General features: G+C 67.9%; 15 protein-coding genes, 1 tRNA gene and 1 pseudogene. 11 read left to right on the top strand and 6 right to left on the bottom strand.

The annotated features are described in order from the left end of the window. Positions 1-12 precede the first annotated feature (12 nt). Positions 13-342: a DUF3618 domain-containing protein gene (locus tag IE273_RS03300; RefSeq protein ID WP_058080705.1), complete on the bottom strand. Its 330-nt coding sequence runs from the start codon at positions 340-342 to the stop codon at positions 13-15. A gap of 93 nt (positions 343-435) precedes the next feature. Between IE273_RS03300 and bcp the strand changes: the two genes are divergently transcribed. The 4 genes from bcp to IE273_RS03280 all read left to right on the top strand — a co-directional run bounded on the left by bcp (position 436) and on the right by IE273_RS03280 (position 2,441). Beyond that, positions 436-903 (top strand): thioredoxin-dependent thiol peroxidase, encoded by a 468-nt coding sequence (gene bcp, locus IE273_RS03295; RefSeq protein WP_189813580.1) that lies wholly within the window; start codon positions 436-438, stop codon positions 901-903. 137 nt (positions 904-1,040) lie between these two features. Continuing rightward, a complete protein-coding gene (locus tag IE273_RS03290; RefSeq protein ID WP_189813579.1) occupies positions 1,041-1,694 on the top strand; it encodes an HNH endonuclease signature motif containing protein in 654 nt (217 codons plus the stop codon). Further along, positions 1,691-2,353, top strand: coding sequence for an HNH endonuclease signature motif containing protein (locus IE273_RS03285; RefSeq protein ID WP_189813578.1), 663 nt, complete (start codon positions 1,691-1,693; stop codon positions 2,351-2,353). The genes IE273_RS03290 and IE273_RS03285 overlap by 4 nt, the downstream gene beginning before the upstream one ends. A 15-nt stretch (positions 2,354-2,368) precedes the next feature. After that, a tRNA-Leu gene (locus IE273_RS03280) sits at positions 2,369-2,441 on the top strand. 56 nt (positions 2,442-2,497) lie between these two features. Here the strand turns inward: IE273_RS03280 and rdgB are convergent. Together rdgB and IE273_RS03270 are read right to left on the bottom strand one after the other, a co-directional pair. Then, positions 2,498-3,100, bottom strand: a complete 603-nt coding sequence (gene rdgB, locus IE273_RS03275) for an RdgB/HAM1 family non-canonical purine NTP pyrophosphatase (RefSeq protein ID WP_189813577.1) — start codon at positions 3,098-3,100, stop codon at positions 2,498-2,500. A gap of 42 nt (positions 3,101-3,142) precedes the next feature. Then, positions 3,143-4,477, bottom strand: coding sequence for an SGNH/GDSL hydrolase family protein (locus IE273_RS03270; protein WP_189813576.1), 1,335 nt, complete (start codon positions 4,475-4,477; stop codon positions 3,143-3,145). Positions 4,478-4,672: 195 nt separating this feature from the next. On the opposite strand from IE273_RS03270, the gene IE273_RS03265 reads away from it, so the two are divergent. Both IE273_RS03265 and IE273_RS03260 read left to right on the top strand, forming a co-directional pair. After that, positions 4,673-5,986, top strand: coding sequence for a DUF445 domain-containing protein (locus IE273_RS03265; RefSeq protein WP_229887047.1), 1,314 nt, complete (start codon positions 4,673-4,675; stop codon positions 5,984-5,986). A 64-nt stretch (positions 5,987-6,050) separates the two neighbouring features. Continuing rightward, complete coding sequence (locus IE273_RS03260) at positions 6,051-7,604, top strand: MFS transporter (RefSeq protein WP_189813575.1); 1,554 nt, start codon at positions 6,051-6,053, stop codon at positions 7,602-7,604. A gap of 3 nt (positions 7,605-7,607) precedes the next feature. Here IE273_RS03260 and IE273_RS03255 read toward each other — a convergent pair whose 3' ends face one another. Beyond that, positions 7,608-8,084, bottom strand: a complete 477-nt coding sequence (locus IE273_RS03255; protein ID WP_189813574.1) for a hypothetical protein — start codon at positions 8,082-8,084, stop codon at positions 7,608-7,610. A 240-nt stretch (positions 8,085-8,324) separates the two neighbouring features. Between IE273_RS03255 and IE273_RS03250 the strand changes: the two genes are divergently transcribed. Further along, the gene (locus IE273_RS03250; RefSeq protein ID WP_189813573.1) at positions 8,325-9,281 is read left to right on the top strand and encodes a GlxA family transcriptional regulator; all 957 of its coding nucleotides are present in this window, start codon (positions 8,325-8,327) and stop codon (positions 9,279-9,281) included. Between the two features lie 83 nt (positions 9,282-9,364). Here the strand turns inward: IE273_RS03250 and IE273_RS03245 are convergent, their stop codons facing one another. Beyond that, positions 9,365-9,667, bottom strand: a complete 303-nt coding sequence (locus tag IE273_RS03245; protein ID WP_189813572.1) for a hypothetical protein — start codon at positions 9,665-9,667, stop codon at positions 9,365-9,367. A gap of 226 nt (positions 9,668-9,893) precedes the next feature. Between IE273_RS03245 and IE273_RS03240 the strand changes: the two genes are divergently transcribed. Further along, positions 9,894-10,319 (top strand): Hsp20/alpha crystallin family protein, encoded by a 426-nt coding sequence (locus IE273_RS03240; RefSeq protein WP_189813571.1) that lies wholly within the window; start codon positions 9,894-9,896, stop codon positions 10,317-10,319. Positions 10,320-10,730: 411 nt separating this feature from the next. After that, on the top strand, positions 10,731-11,210 hold the full coding sequence (locus IE273_RS03235) for a DUF2267 domain-containing protein (RefSeq protein ID WP_189813570.1): 480 nt from the start codon (positions 10,731-10,733) through the stop codon (positions 11,208-11,210). Positions 11,211-12,219: 1,009 nt separating this feature from the next. On the opposite strand, the pseudogene IE273_RS43305 reads toward IE273_RS03235, so the two are convergent. Next, positions 12,220-12,572: pseudogene (locus IE273_RS43305) on the bottom strand (haloacid dehalogenase); the annotation flags it as partial. Positions 12,573-12,762: 190 nt separating this feature from the next. Here IE273_RS43305 and IE273_RS03230 point away from each other — a divergent pair. Together IE273_RS03230 and IE273_RS03225 are read left to right on the top strand one after the other, a co-directional pair. Beyond that, on the top strand, positions 12,763-13,974 hold the full coding sequence (locus IE273_RS03230) for a DUF262 domain-containing protein (RefSeq protein WP_189813569.1): 1,212 nt from the start codon (positions 12,763-12,765) through the stop codon (positions 13,972-13,974). A 7-nt stretch (positions 13,975-13,981) separates the two neighbouring features. Then, the gene (locus IE273_RS03225; protein WP_373309288.1) at positions 13,982-14,599 is read left to right on the top strand and encodes a HEPN domain-containing protein; all 618 of its coding nucleotides are present in this window, start codon (positions 13,982-13,984) and stop codon (positions 14,597-14,599) included. Positions 14,600-14,945 lie beyond the last annotated feature (346 nt).

The raw sequence follows: 14,945 nt of genomic DNA, 5'->3' as shown, positions 1-14,945 counted from the left end.
TACCTGTCCCGGTCAGTCCCTGCGCCGCCGGGCCCCGAGGGCGAGCAGCCCCACGACCCCCACGACGACGAGCGCGACGGGCACCACCCGCTCCAGGCGCGGTGCCCCCTGATCGTTCACGAGCTGTGCCCGTACCTCGCTCACGACACGGTTGACCTGCACGTACGCCCGCCCGACCGTATGGTCGACATGGGCGATGGCCTTGGCCTTCGCATCGCCGACGATGGTCTTCGGATGCACCCGCACCCCGATCTCGTCGAGCGTCTCGGCCAGCACTTCACGGCGGCGCTTGATGTCCGCCTCGATCTGCGCCGGGGTTCTGGTGTCCGACGTGTCCGCCACCGTACGGCCTCCGAAATCTGCTGATGCTGTTCCGAACAGTTTGTCAGCTCCGGGCCGCGCCGCACCGCAAGGCCCCCCGGTTAGGCTGGCCCGATGAGCGAGCGACTCCAGCCGGGGGACGTGGCCCCCGCCTTCACCCTCCCCGACGCCGACGGCACCGAGGTGTCCCTCTCGGACCACAAGGGCCGCAAGGTCATCGTCTACTTCTACCCGGCCGCCCTGACCCCGGGCTGCACCAAGCAGGCCTGCGACTTCACGGACAACCTGGAGCTGCTGGCCGGCGCCGGCTACGACGTCATCGGCATCTCCCCCGACAGCCCGGAGAAGCTGGCGAAGTTCCGCGACAAGGAGTCCCTGAGGATCACCCTCCTCGCCGACCCGGACAAGAAGGTCACCGAGGTCTACGGCGCCTACGGCGAGAAGAAGAACTACGGCAAGACGTACCTGGGCGTCATCCGCTCCACGATCGTCGTGGACGAGGAGGGCAAGGTCGAACGGGCCCTCTACAACGTCCGCGCCACCGGCCACGTGGCAAAGATCATCAAGGACCTGGGCATCTGACCCGCCCACCGCACGAACGGCCCGCCCCGGAAGCCCCCGGTGCGGGCCGTCTTCCGTGCTCCCGGACGTGACTGTCCGACAGCCGGTTCGTTACTCCGTACGGGCACCGAACGGACGCCCGGGACGGAGGGGGCTCGGTGGGGGCCGGCACCTACACGAAGGAACGCCTGGAGGCGGCGACTCGCGGGGCGAGGACGTTGTCGGAGGCGCTGGAGAGGCTGGGGGTGGATCCGCGGAGTGCGAGGCGGCGGTATCTGCTCGGGCGGATGAAGAAGCTCGGAGTGGACGTCTCGCACTTCGAGCGGGAGGGAGTGAAGTGGACAAGGGAAGTGCTTGAGGGGGCCGTGGCCGCCTCCACGAACATGTGCGAGGTGCTGCGCCACCTCGGCCTGGAGATCGTCGGCGGCCATCACACGCACATCAGCCGCAGGATCAAGGCGTACGGGATCGACACCTCGCACTTCCAGCTGCCGACGCAGCGCGGGAAACCCTGGCGCGCCAGGACGCCGGAGGCCCTGCTCGTCCAGCAACCGGCCGGCCAGGCTCGGCGCATCCCCAGCGACCGGCTCAGGTGGGCGATGACCGCCTTGGGCCTGCCGGAGCGCTGCGCTCGCTGCGGTACCGGGCCTCAGTGGCGGGGCCGTCCGCTCCGGCTGGAGGTCGATCACATCGACGGCGACTGGCGGAACAACCGGATCGAGAACCTGCGCTTCCTCTGCCCCAACTGTCACTCGGTCACGGACCATTACCGAGGACGCGGCAAGGGCCGTTCCCGGGGCGGCGCCGTATGAGCAGCGGGGTGCGGTACACGCGTGAGCGGTTGGCGGAGGCCGCCGAGCGGTGTGCGAGCCTCGACGAGGTCATCGCCTTCTTCGGCACTCGTCCCTACGGCAAACTGCGCCGGTACCTCGCGCGGCGGTTTGCGTGCTTCGGCATCGACATCTCCCGCTTCTCCGACTCCGGCGGACTGGGCGGCTCCGCTACCGGTGAACTGCGTACGGCCGTGGCCGAGTCGATCTCCATCGCGGAGACGCTACGGCGTCTCGGGCGGCCGGATACCGGCACGCAGCGCGCGCTCCTGCGTCAGCGGGTCGCCGAAGAGGGCATCTCGACCGCGCACTTCCTGGGGCAGGCGCACAAACGTGGCAAGACTCGCGCGGATCGCGTCAGGCGTCCCGAGGACATCCTGGTCAGGCACGACGGTCGACGCCGGACGCGAACCCAGCTGCTGCGCCGTGCGCTCCGCGAGGTGGGCGTACCGGAGGAGTGCGCCGGGTGCGGCGTCGGCCCGGAGTGGGGCGGGCAGCCGATGACGCTGGAGGTCGACCACATCAACGGTGACTGGAGCGACGACCGGCGTGAGAATCTCCGGCTGCTCTGTCCCAACTGCCACGCGACGACGAGCACCTGGTGCCGAGGTGGTCGGCAACGGCATACTTCCGCCCAGTAAGGTGGGGCACAGCAGGCGCTCGTACTCCAACGGCAGAGAGACAGGCCTTAGAAGCCTGGTGTTGTCGGTTCAAATCCGACCGGGCGCACGCCGGCGGAGAGGCCCGGCACCTTCGTTCCAAAGGTGCCGGGCCTCTTCGCGAACTCAGCCCAACAGCTCCCGCACCGCCGGCACCAGTGCCCGGAACGCCTTGCCGCGGTGGCTGATCGCGTTCTTCTCCTCGGGGGTCAGCTCGGCGCACGTCCGTGTCTCGCCGTCCGGCTGGAGGATCGGGTCGTAGCCGAAGCCGTTCGTGCCGGCGGGGGCGTGCCGCAGGGTGCCGCGCAGCTGTCCCTCCACCACCCGCTCGGTGCCGTCCGGCAGCGCGAGGGCCGCCGCGCAGGCGAAGTGGGCGCCGCGGTGCTCGTCGGCGATGTCCGAGAGCTGGGCCAGCAGCAGGTCCAGGTTGGCCTTGTCGTCGCCGTGGCGGCCGGCCCAGCGGGCGGAGAAGATGCCGGGGGCGCCGTTCAGGACGTCGACGCACAGGCCGGAGTCGTCGGCGACGGCGGGCAGGCCGGTGGCCTGGGCGAGGGCGTGCGCCTTGAGCAGGGCGTTCTCGGCGAAGGTGACGCCGGTCTCCTTGACGTCGGGGACGTCCGGGAAGGCGTCCGCGCCGAGGAGTTCGTGGGGGAGTCCGGCTTCGGCGAGGATCGCCCTCAGCTCGGTGATCTTTCCGGCGTTGCGGGTGGCGAGGATCAAGCGGGTCATGCCCGCCAGTATTCCTCGCCGCCCGGTCACAGCTCCGCCCGGTCACAGCTCCGTCTGGCCCGCGCCCTTCAGGGTGCGCAGGTCGAAGACCTCGGCCATGGTGCGGTAGCCCAGGTCGCTCGGGTGGAGGTGGTCGCCGGAGTCGTACTCGGGGCGCAGCCGGCGCGGGTCGTAGGGGTCCCGGAGGGCCTTGTCGAAGTCGACGACGGCGTCGTAGACCGCGCCGGCCCGGATCCGTGCGTTGACCTGCTGCCGTACGGCTTCCCGGGCGGGGGTGTATCCGTGGTGGCCCTGGAACGGCATCAGGGTGGCGCCGACGACCTCCAGGCCGCGGGCGTGGGCCTGGCGGACGAGGGTGCGCAGGCCGGTGACGATGCGGTCGGGGTCGGCGAGCCGGGGGTTGCGCAGGATGTCGTTGATGCCGAGGTCGATGACGACGACCTTGGCGCCCGGGCGGTCGAGCGCGTCGCGGCCGAAGCGGCCGAGGCCGCTCTGGTTCTCGGCGGGCCGGCCGAGGCCGTCGGCGAGGACCTGGTTGCCGCTGATGCCTTCGTTGACGACGCCGTAGCGGGGCAGTTGCCGCCCGCTTTCCAGGGCGCTGCGGAGCCGGCCGGAGAGGATGTCGGGCCAGCGGTGGTTGGCGCCGGTGGTGGAGGTGACGCCGTCGGTGAGGGAGTCGCCGAAGGCGACGACGGTGCCGGTGGCCTCGTTGCTGAGCACGTCGAGGGCGGTCACATACCGCCAGTACGGGGTCTGTCCGGTGTAGGGGGTGCCGGTGGTGTCCTCGGTGCGGTCGCCGGTGGCGAGGTAGGAGATCTGCCGGGCGCGCGGGTGGTAGGTGACCGGCCCGGAGGGGGTGGGGGAGTAGGTGGTGATCAGGACGTCGGCGCCGTGCGGGAGGGTGAGGTGTACGGCGTCGCTGACGGTCTGGCCGCCGGCGGGGATGACGACGCCGGGGGCGCCGTCGAAGGTGAGGCGCCGCATCGTTTCCGCGTCGGCGGCGGCGCTGCCGTCGCCGAGGGCGAGGGCGAGGGAGGCGTGGCTGATGGTGAGGGCGGACTGGCCGTACAGGTTGGAGAGCGTGACGCGGGCACTCGTACCGCTGACGCTGGTGTGGACGACGTTGCGGACGGAGCGGCCCGCGAGGCCGGCCGTCTCGGTGCCGGGTTCGCCGCCGACGGGGGCGGTGGCCCAGGCGCCGACCCAGGTGCCGGTGGAGGCGGGGGCGGCGTGGGAGTCGTGGCGCGGGCGGTTGTCGCCGAGGGCGCCGCGCGGGGTGCCGTCGTCGGCGGCGACGGTGACGTATATGGCGGCGGACAGGGCCGCGACCAGCGCGATGAGCGCGCTCAGGACGGCATAACCATGACGCTTGGTCACGCTTGTGTTGTTCTCCTCGACAGATGGGAGCCCGAGGCTCCGATCTTGCTCGCCCATGATGGGTCATGGGCCGGGGAGATGTGACAGGACCCTGCCATTACTCCCCTCCAGACAGACGCCGGGAACTCCTGTTTCGTTCCGGGAGTCGGTCAGGAAGGGACAATTGTGTGCGGGATCACCGAACGGGTGGAGCTGATGGAACCTACCGAGACGGGAACACCGGGGCGGGTCGTGTCGTACAAGACGATGACGGCGTTCACCCCGGCCGATGAGGAGCGCCGGCGCGGGGTGCGGCGGATGAAGGCCACGGCGACGGGCATGCTGCTGTTCGTCGCGGTGGTCTACGTGCTGGCGAAGACGGCCGGTAACGCGGGTGCCGGGGCGTGGACGGACTATGTGGCGGCGGCGGCCGAGGCGGGGATGGTCGGCGCGCTCGCCGACTGGTTCGCGGTCACGGCCCTCTTCCGGCATCCGCTGGGGCTGCCCATCCCGCACACCGCGATCATCCCCACGAAGAAGGATCAGCTGGGGGTCTCGCTGGGAGAGTTCGTCGGTGAGAACTTCCTCTCCGAGGACGTCGTACGGCAGCGGCTGCACGCGGTCGGGATCGGCAGCCGGCTCGGGGCCTGGCTGGCCGAGCCGGAGCACGCGGACCGGGTGACGGCGGAGCTGGCGACGGCCCTGCGGGGTGCGCTGACGGTGCTGCGGGACTCCGATGTGCAGGCGGTCGTCGGCGAGGCGATCACCCGGCGGGCCAACGCGCAGGAGATCGCGCCGGGTATCGGCAAGACGCTGGAGAGGATCGTCGCCGACGGCGGGCACCGCCGGGTGGTGGACCTGGTGGTGGCCCGGGCGCACGACTGGCTGGTGCTGCACCGGGACGATGTGATGGTGGCCGTGGAGGGTGGTGCGCCGGGCTGGACCCCGCGGTTCGTGGACCGGAAGGTGGGTGAGCGGGTCTACAAGGAGCTGTTGCGGTTCGTGACGGAGATGCGGGACATGCCGTCGCACCCGGCGCGTGGCGCGCTGGACCGTTTCCTCACCGACTTCGCCTCCGATCTCCAGTCCGACACGGACACCCGGGCGCGGGTGGAGCGGCTCAAGGGCGAGGTGCTGGGCCGGGGCGAGGTGCAGGATCTGATCGCGTCCGTGTGGACGGCCGTACGGTCGATGATCGTGGCGGCGGCGGAGGACGAGCGCAGCGAGCTGCGGACGCGGGTGCGGGCCGCGCTGCTGTCGCTGGGCGCGCGGATGGCGACCGAGCCGAAGGTGCAGGACAAGGTCGACAGCTGGGTGGAGGGCGCCGCGGTGCACGTCGTGACGACGTACCGCGCGGAGATCACCTCGTTGATCACGGACACGGTGGCGGGCTGGGATCCCGAGCACACCACCCGCAAGATCGAGGCGCACATCGGCCGGGACCTCCAGTTCATCCGTATCAACGGCACGGTGGTGGGCTCCCTGGCCGGACTGCTGATCTACACCCTCTCGCGCTGGCTGGGGGCCTGACCGGACTGTTCCGCGCAGGCCAGGGCACCCGGTAGTCCCGTCCTTCGACGTGGAGGGAGCGCCCATGAGCACAGCCGAGGCCGGCACCGGCCGGACCCTCACCACCGACATCCCCGCGCGACTCGACCGCCTGCCCTGGTCCCGCTGGCACTGGACGATCGTCATCGGCCTGGGAACCGTGTGGATCCTGGACGGCCTGGAGGTCACGGTCGTCGGCAACATCGCCAGTCGGCTGTCGGAGCCCGGCAGCGGCCTGCACATCAGTTCCGGGCAGGTCACCGGTGTCGCCGCCGCGCTGTACGTGGCGGGCGCCTGCCTGGGCGCCCTGTTCTGGGGTCGGCTGACCGACCGGTTCGGCCGCAAGCACCTCTTCATGATCACCTTGGCGGTGTACCTCGCGGCGACGGCGCTCACCGCCGTCTCCTGGGAGGCCTGGTGGTTCTTCCTGTTCCGCTTCCTGACCGGCTTCGGCATCGGCGGTGAGTACGCGGCGATCAACTCCGCGATCGACGAGCTGATCCCGGCGGACTACCGCGGCCGGGTCGACCTGATCATCAACGGCAGCTTCTGGCTGGGCGCGGTCGGCGGCTCCCTGCTGTCGATCGTCGCGCTCGACACCGGGCTGCTGGCGAAGGACGTCGGCTGGCGCCTGACCTTCGCGCTCGGCACCGTCCTCGCCCTGGTCATCCTGCTGGTACGGCGGCACGTCCCGGAGAGTCCGCGGTGGCTGCTGATCCACGGCCGGGACCGGGAGGCGGAGGAGATCGTCTCCGGCATCGAACGGCGGGTGGAGGAGGAGCGGGGCGAGCCGCTCCCCGCGGCCGAGGGCGAGCTGGAGATCCACCAGCGCAAGAGCGTGTCCTTCCTGGAGATCGCCCGCACGGTGTTCGGCCGCTACCGCAGGCGGGCGGTGCTCGGCTTCTCCCTCTTCATCGGCCAGGCGTTCCTGTACAACGCGATCACCTTCGGCTTCGGCGCGATCCTGACCACGTTCTTCGACGTGCCCTCCGGTCACACGGGCTACTACTTCGCGGTGATCGCGGTCGGCAACTTCTGCGGCCCGCTGCTGCTGGGCAAGCTCTTCGACACGGTCGGCCGTCGCGTGATGATCTCTTCGACGTACCTGCTGTCGGGCCTGCTGCTCTTCGGTACGGCCTGGCTGTTCGACCGGGGCTCGCTGAGCGCGGGCACGCTGACCGCCTGCTGGTGCGCGGTGCTGTTCTTCGCCTCGGCGGGCGCCTCCAGCGCCTACCTCACGGTGTCGGAGATCTTCCCGATGGAGACGCGGGCGATGTCCATCGCGTTCTTCTACGCCCTCGGCACCGCGGCCGGCGGTATCAGCGGCCCGCTGCTGTTCGCCGATCTGACGGGCACGGGCCGGGTGGGTGACACGGTCCTCGCCTTCTGTATCGGCGCGGCGCTGATGTGCGCGGCCGGGCTGGTCGCCGCGTTCCTGGCGGTACGGGCCGAACGCCGCTCCCTGGAGGACGTCGCCCGCCCGCTGACGGCGGTGGCCGGCCGGGCCAAGGCCGCGGCCCAGGGCACCCGGCCGTCCCGGGGCACGCCGGGTTCGCAGGGCCGTGGTCCCACGGCACCGCCGGCGGCGAGCAGGCCGTGACCGTCAGGCGCCGGTCGTGGAGCCCGGCCGGACGATCATCAGGACGGTCACCGCGGCCCACAGCAGGTTGAACAGCCCGGTGACCATGCCGAGCCGCGCGGCCCGCTCAGCCCCCGCGCTCCCGTCGAGGAGCGCGGACTGGGCGGGCAGCACGAGCGCCGCGAGGACGAGGGCGGCGAGGGTGGTGAGGAGGATCGACACGATCAGCCATGCGCTGCCGAGCACCCCCATCTCGCTGGCGGTGGCGAACCCGAAGACGGGGACGACGACGCCGACGACGGCGTAGACGCGGCAGATGCGGTGCAGCAGGCGCAGGGTGCCGGTGGGGTCGGGGTCGTCGCCGCCGTGGCCGCTGTCGTCGCCGGGTCCGGTGGCCAGGGCGCGGCGGGCGGCGGGCGGGAACATGCTGGCGGCGACGGCGACGGGTCCGATGGCGAGGATCGCGGCGATGACGTGGACGGAGAGCAGGAACTTGGTCACGGGGGGACGGTAGAGGGCGCCGGGATCCCGCAGAAGTGGCGGGATTGCCAGTGATCGACGAATTCCGGCCAGCGGGTGGTCCCGCGCCCTTCTCCGCTGCTCATCCCTGGGTGGCGCCGGTCAGGCCGGCGGCGGGGAACCCGTGGTGGGCCGGTTGGCGGCAACTCGTCATATGGCTGGTTGGCGGGACCCTTCGTACGGCTGGTTGGCGGGAACCCGTCGTACAGCTACCTTCTTGCCATGCATACGGTGGCCGTACTGGCGCTGGACGGCGTCATCCCGTTCGATCTCTCCGCACCCATCGACACCTTCGGCTGGGCGCGGCTGCCCGACGGCCGGGAGCCGTACCGGGTGCGGGTCTGCTCGGTGGGGGAGGAGGTGAGCGCGGGCGCCTTCACGGTCCGGGCGCCGTACGGCCTGGAGGCGCTGGCGGAGGCCGACACGATCATCCTGCCCGGGGTGGCGCAGCCCCCGTACACGCTGCCGCCCGGGGTCGCCGAGGCCCTGCGCGCCGCGGCGGCGAACGGCACCCGGATCGCGTCGATCTGCGTGGGCGCGTTCCTCTTGGCGGCGACGGGCCTGCTGGACGGTCTGCGCGCGACGACGCACTGGGTCGCGGCCCCGGACCTGGCCCGGCGCCACCCGGCGGTGACGGTCGACCCGAACGTCCTGTACGTCGACAACGGCCAGTTCCTGACGTCCGCGGGCGCCGCGGCGGCCCTGGACATGTGCCTGCACATGATCCGCAAGGACTTCGGCTCGGCGGTCGCCGCGCACGCGGCCCGGATGTCCGTGATGCCGCTGGAACGGGAGGGCGGACAGGCCCAGTTCATCGTCCACGACCTGCCTCCGGCCCCGGCCGGCACCACCCTGGAGCCCCTGCTGGCCTGGCTGGAGGACCACTGCGACCGGGATCTGACGCTGGCCGGGATCGCGGCGGAGGCCGGCATCAGCGCCCGTACCCTCAACCGCCGGTTCCGGGAGCAGACCGGTACGACACCCCTCCAGTGGCTGCACCGGGCGCGGGTGCGCAGGGCCCAGTACCTGCTGGAGACCACTGCGTACCCGGTCGAACGCATCGCCGTCCAGACGGGCTTCGGCTCACCGACGGCGTTCCGGGAACGGTTCCGGAGGGTGGTGGGGACGAGCCCGCAGGCGTACCGGAGGGCGTTCCGGGCGGGGGAGGGGGTGTCGTAGCAGCAGCAGCAGCAGCCGCCGTAGCCGTAGCCGTTGTGCTGCTACTGCTACTCGCTACTGCGGCTTACTCGCTACTGCCGCTGTCAGGCCCTGCGGTCGGCGACGGCCCAGGAGGCGAGGGCGACGGCACCGGCGACACCGAGGACGGACGGCCAGGCGCCGACCTTCTTGGCCAGGGGGTGCGAGCCGGCGAACGCGGCGACGTAGGCGGCGCTCAGCGCGCCCGCGGCCTTCCCGCCGGCCCGGGCGCGCCACTGCTGGGCCGCCGCGGCGCCGGCGACGGCCAGCACGGCCCCGCCGAGCTCTCGCTTCTTGGTCCAGCGGGCGACGCCGTAACCGCCGACGAGCCCGGTGGCGGCGACGACCGCGCTGGGAACTCGGGCCATGGTGGCCTCCTCGTGTCCGTTTCACTGCCGTTGGGTCTGGCCCGAGGCTAACGCCGTCCCGAGGCCGACGCGCAGGTGGGTGGGCGTATGGAGCCCGGATCGAACCCTCAACCCGAGTCGGACCCGAGCCGTACCTGAGTCGAAGCTTGTCAAGTTTTCGGCGGAGAGTTATATAAGAAGTCGTAGGGCATCGCATCCCAGTCCTTGAGGGAAGGAGTGACCCGTGATGCTCATGCGTACGGACCCGTTCCGGGATTTCGACCGGCTCACGCAGCAGCTCTTCGGCGCGAACCCCCGTCCGTCCGCGATGCCGATGGACGCCTACCGTTCCGGAGAAGAGTTCCTGGTCCACTTCGATCTCCCCGGCATCGACCCGGAGACGATCGAACTCGACGTCGAGCGCAACGTCCTCAACGTCCGCGCGGAGCGCCGCAGCCCCGCTCCCGAGGACGCGGAGATGCTGGTCGCCGAACGGCCCACGGGTACGTTCACCCGCCAGCTGTTCCTGGGCGAGACGCTCGACACGGACCGCATCGACGCCTCGTACGAGGCCGGCGTCCTGACCTTGCGCATCCCGGTGGCCGAACAGGCCAAGCCGCGCCGCATCCAGATCACCGGCGGGGGCGGCGACCGCAAGGAGATCAGCGGCTGAGCCCGCGCCGCACAGGCCGTGTGACGCGCATGGCACGGACGCAGCCCACGACACCCGACCGCGTGCCCCGCGTGCCGCTCGCGGCATGACCTGGGTGACCGGCATGCCGCGCAGGACAGGCGGGGCACGCACACGCACGTCACGCGCAGGGGGGCCGGGTGGCCCTGGCAGTTCAGGGGCCCAGGCAGTTCAGGGGGCCCAGGCAGTCCAGACAGCTCAAGCAGCCCATGTGTCCGTGGGGCCCATGCATCCCATGCGTCCCGTGCATCCCATGCATCCCGTGCATCCCATGCATCCCATGCATTCCGTGGGTTCCATGCCGCACATGGCCGAACTCCCGCCCATGTCCGCTGCATTACGGGGTACCGGGCATCCGGTGCCCCGAAGCGTCCCGGAGGAGGAGCCAGCACGATGACCGTGACGACCCCGCAGCCCAGAACCACCATCCCCACCCCGTCCCTGCGCCCGCGCGCCAAGGAGGAGGCGGAGAACGCCGACTGGCTTGCGCTGACCGAGGCGGTGCGTGACGCGGGTCAGTACCCGACGAGGGTGGAGGCGGAACGAGTCACCCGCATCGTCCTGTCGGCCCTCGGCGGCCACGTCACCGGCGACGAGCGCGTGGCCCTGGCCCAGGCCCTCCCCCGGGAGGCGGGCCGAGTCATCGCCTCCCAGATCCCGGCGACCCACCCGTTGACGGCCCGCGAGTTCGTGGAGTCGGTGGCCACCCGCATAGAGGGCTCGACCCCCGCGACGGCCCGCTGGGACGTCAGCTCGGTCCTGAGCGTCCTGTCCGACCACATCGGCGAACCCCTGACGACCCGAGTCCTCGCCCAACTCCCTCCGGGGTACGCGTTGCTGTTCGGGCGGGCGGATCTGGCGGCGATGGCATAACAACGACGAGCCCCCGGGCGCCGCCCACCACACGCGGCGCCCGCTCGCCCCTCTCACCCTGTCGGCCGCGCTACAGTAACCACCGACGTCAAGCTCGCTGCGGCCGTTGATCACATGGTTTCTCCTTCCAGGACTGGATACGGCGGCTCAGTCTTCGAACGATTCGGAGAACAGGTCACCACCGCGAGCGACAGATACGAGGGCCGGCCAAGGTAGAGGTCCCGCTCCCACGCGGAGGCAATCCGGGGCGCGTATCCGGCCGCGCACACCGCGATCCACCCGGCAGCGTCTTTGGCCTCGTCCCGCGTGCCACGCACCAGGGAACGCGGTTTCACCAGTCAGTAAGTGGTCTCCAGGGGAAAGACCCACGGTGCGAAAGATCGCCGCCTTGCCGGTGGCGTTCGATCAACTCAGGCTCACATCTGGCGGGTGGTGGCTTGAGATGATAGGCCGCCGTAGCGCCTCCTGGGCGAAACGTTCTTATGGGGCGGCCCACAAATAGCTGTGGTCGTGCGCAAGTCATTCCTGTCGGGCATCGAAGGATGAGCGGGGCTGTGAGGGGCAGACGGACAGCCGAACCAAGCAGGGTGGATGCCGGCCACGGTGAACTCCTCCGTCGTGAACCACAGCGGCTCCCCCTCCAGCACTTGCTGTCACCCTGCGCCCAGGCGTAGTCGCCGAACCGCGCGAGCGTCACACACCTCTTGCTCAACTGATCACGGCCACGACTGACCACCGCCGCCCTGACAGGCAGGAGTTCATGGGAGAGATCTCAGCGCGCGGGGTCCTTACCGTGCCCCTCGCAGCGACGGCACTGACACGGCGGCCACTCCGCGGTGATCAGTGGCGGAAGATTATCTGTGAGAACTCCAGGTCTGCCCGAGTTTTGAGAGGCGCACGGTCATGAGCGGGCCCTCGGCGACTCCTCGCACAGCACTGCCTCGGCCTGTACCTGGTGGAGCGTCGGGTGAGCGCGGGCGAACCACTCGCCCATCGCTCTGTCCAAGGCTGAGAACAGCTCACGCAGTATCCGCCCGTGTGTACGGTTTGGTTCTGGGAGGTACCGAGCCGCACCCCGGCGCTCGCTCGGAGCCGTGCGAGCGCCGGGCACACATCGGTGTACAGGTCCTCTTCCTCAAAAGTCTCAAGCTGCTCCGCGACGGGCTCTCTTCTCCCGCTCCTCGCAGAGGTCGAACCTCGGCCGGAACTCCTGGAAGTTGTCCCTGTAGTCCCGCCCCCGAGCTATCACAGTGTCGAACATCGCATGGAACGTGTGCCGCGGGCAGCCCCAGCCAGTCCGCCCAGGTTCCGAGCCTCGTCTACCAAGCACTCCCCGCCGTCGAAGACGACTGCGCGAACCATGGGAGAAGGGTAGCCGGACCCATCCGCCACTTATGGTGTATATGGAGTTAATGAGACATGTAGCGCAGAGCGTCCATGCCTCAGCGTAAAAAGGTGCCCGCCGGTACCGATCCGCGATCTAGTCTGTAAAACTGGTCCGGTTGATAAGCTGAAGTATCATCAGGTTCCGAACCGGGAAGTGGGGAGCGGCGTGGCAAACGACGACGGGCTTGACTGGGACGACGTAGATGGTGAAGAAGAGGACGCTGCCGCGTCAGTCACCTCTGAAGAGGTCACACGGGCCGTTGTCACAGACACAGACTGGACAGCTGAGACTATTCTGAGTCAGCTGCGACGTGGCAATATTCAGCTAAATCCTCGATTTCAACGGCGAGACGCCTGGAATAAGCCTAGAAAGAGTCGCTTCATTGAATCTCTGATTCTCGGTCTACCTATTCCTCAAATTGTCCTCGCTGAAGACAAGAATCGGCGAGGCAAGTTCATCGTTTTGGATGGAAAGCAACGACTTCTGGCACTAAGGCAGTTTGCAGCCGGTTCGTCCTTTGCGGCGTCGACCGAAGAAGAGAACTTCAAAGGTTTCTCGCTCACCGGACTGGAGGTTCGCGAAGACCTCAGGCTCGTCACTCTTAAGAAGATGGAGAGTGACGATAGTTATGTAGACGACCTTAATTCACTTCTCAACGAGACCATTCGAACCGTCGTCGTTCGCCGTTGGCCCAATGAGGACTTCCTTAATCTCGTGTTCCTCCGCTTGAACACTGGCAGTGTCAAGCTGTCACCGCAAGAGCTGCGGCAAGCTCTCCACCCTGGCCCATTTACGGACTTCTTGGACGACTGCGCATCGGACAGTGAGCGGCTTCGGGCTGCCCTCCGAATCGACAAACCCGATTTTCGCATGAGGGATGTCGAGGTGCTTCTGCGGTACTTTGGGTTCCAGTTCACCTTGGATGAGTACACAGGAAATCTCAAAAAGTTCCTCGATGACACCGTCAACGTCCTCAATGCTCAATGGTCGAAAGAAGAGGAACGGATCAAGCAAGTAGGAGAGAACTGTAACCGTTCTATCGAGGCAACTTTTAAGGTGTTCGGCGATAACTCCTTCTACCGCTGGGCCGGCGGAAAATATGAAGGACGTTTCAATCGAGCTGTGTTCGATGTCATGACCTACTACTTCTCCGACGCCAATGTGCGATCCGCTGCTGTCTCTCGCGCAGAAATCGTGGAATGGGCTTTCCGTAATCTCTGTGACACTAATCAGCGATTTGTTGAGTCGATTCAAACGACGACCAAGACGCCCCTCGCGACGCATCGACGCCTTTCCCTCTGGGGCGAAGCGCTTGGTGAGGCTATCGGGGCCAAGCTGCGTGTGCCGGAACTGCGCGATAATCGACTTATTCCATAGAGGCGAGATGGCGTCTTCACGATTCGAGGAGTTGGCGAAGCGTATAGAGGAGCTTCGTCAGTGCTTTCTGCCGAAGGAGTTCGATCCCACGGGCTCATACGAAGAGTCGGTGTATGAGCATACACGAGCGTTCAGGGTTCTTGCGCACGCCGAATTCGAATCTTTTATAGAGGATCGTGTGATCGAAGTCGTCGACCAGGCTGTGTCGATTTGGAAGGCTGCTGGGTCAGTATCTACGAGCCTGTTGGCGGTTGTGGCATACCGGGAGTCCGCGCCTGCCATACCTGAATCTCTAAGCGAGGCCGCAGCAAAGCCCGCCAAATTCCCATCACTGGAAGCGCGAGTAGACGCAGCCCGGACTGATCTCCATCGCTATGCGAGAAACCAAAACCATGGGATAAAAGAAAAGAATCTCCTGCGTTTGCTCCTTCCGCTTGGCATTCAGGAAGTTGAGATCGATTCCGCCTGGCTGAGTGCAACGGAGACTTGGGCTACGGCCAGGGGGGATGCTGCGCATAAGGGAGCCAAAATGCAGGTGCAACCCGATCCGCAGAATGAAGTAAAGGTCGTGAATCTTGTCCTCGAAGGGTTTCGCGATCTGGACGAACAGATGGCCAAGAAGTAGAAATTAGCCTTCGGCGGATTTCGTTTCCTATCGCCGAGGTGGTATGTAGGAGGGACTCTCATGGCTTTAATCAACGAGTTTCAGTCGGTCTCTGCTGACGTGTAGAGACTGCATGGTCCGGTAGTCTGCGGATTTCGGTCGTTTGTTGTCGAGGGTCGACGTGTACTTCAACTTGACACTTACGGATCTACCGAACGGCAAATTCTCAATAAGGTCAGCCAGAGCATCCAGCTTGACGCTGAAGGGGTCCGTAAACTGGTTCAGATCATCGAGGAAGTTTTTCCTGAACTGTGATGGGGTGATCTGAGCAGGGCTGGAATTTGGGCAGGGTGGGGCGAACAAAGAC

The sequence above is a fragment of the Streptomyces olivaceoviridis genome (assembly GCF_014650115.1).
In the GTDB taxonomy this organism is placed as follows: domain Bacteria; phylum Actinomycetota; class Actinomycetes; order Streptomycetales; family Streptomycetaceae; genus Streptomyces; species Streptomyces olivaceoviridis.
This window is presented reverse-complemented; position numbering and strand designations above follow the sequence as displayed.

Bases quoted from the DNA above. Each gene is read 5' to 3' on its own strand.
- IE273_RS03285 (WP_189813578.1), top strand. From the start codon at position 1,691: ATGAGCAGCGGGGTGCGGTACACGCGTGAGCGGTTGGCGGAGGCCGCC.
- IE273_RS03250 (WP_189813573.1), top strand. From the start codon at position 8,325: ATGCATACGGTGGCCGTACTGGCGCTGGACGGCGTCATCCCGTTCGAT.
- IE273_RS03240 (WP_189813571.1), top strand. From the start codon at position 9,894: ATGCTCATGCGTACGGACCCGTTCCGGGATTTCGACCGGCTCACGCAG.
- IE273_RS03245 (WP_189813572.1), bottom strand. From the start codon at position 9,667: ATGGCCCGAGTTCCCAGCGCGGTCGTCGCCGCCACCGGGCTCGTCGGC.
- IE273_RS03225 (WP_373309288.1), top strand. From the start codon at position 13,982: ATGGCGTCTTCACGATTCGAGGAGTTGGCGAAGCGTATAGAGGAGCTT.
- rdgB (WP_189813577.1), bottom strand. From the start codon at position 3,100: ATGACCCGCTTGATCCTCGCCACCCGCAACGCCGGAAAGATCACCGAG.
- bcp (WP_189813580.1), top strand. From the start codon at position 436: ATGAGCGAGCGACTCCAGCCGGGGGACGTGGCCCCCGCCTTCACCCTC.
- IE273_RS03260 (WP_189813575.1), top strand. From the start codon at position 6,051: ATGAGCACAGCCGAGGCCGGCACCGGCCGGACCCTCACCACCGACATC.
- IE273_RS03235 (WP_189813570.1), top strand. From the start codon at position 10,731: ATGACCGTGACGACCCCGCAGCCCAGAACCACCATCCCCACCCCGTCC.
- IE273_RS03265 (WP_229887047.1), top strand. From the start codon at position 4,673: ATGGAACCTACCGAGACGGGAACACCGGGGCGGGTCGTGTCGTACAAG.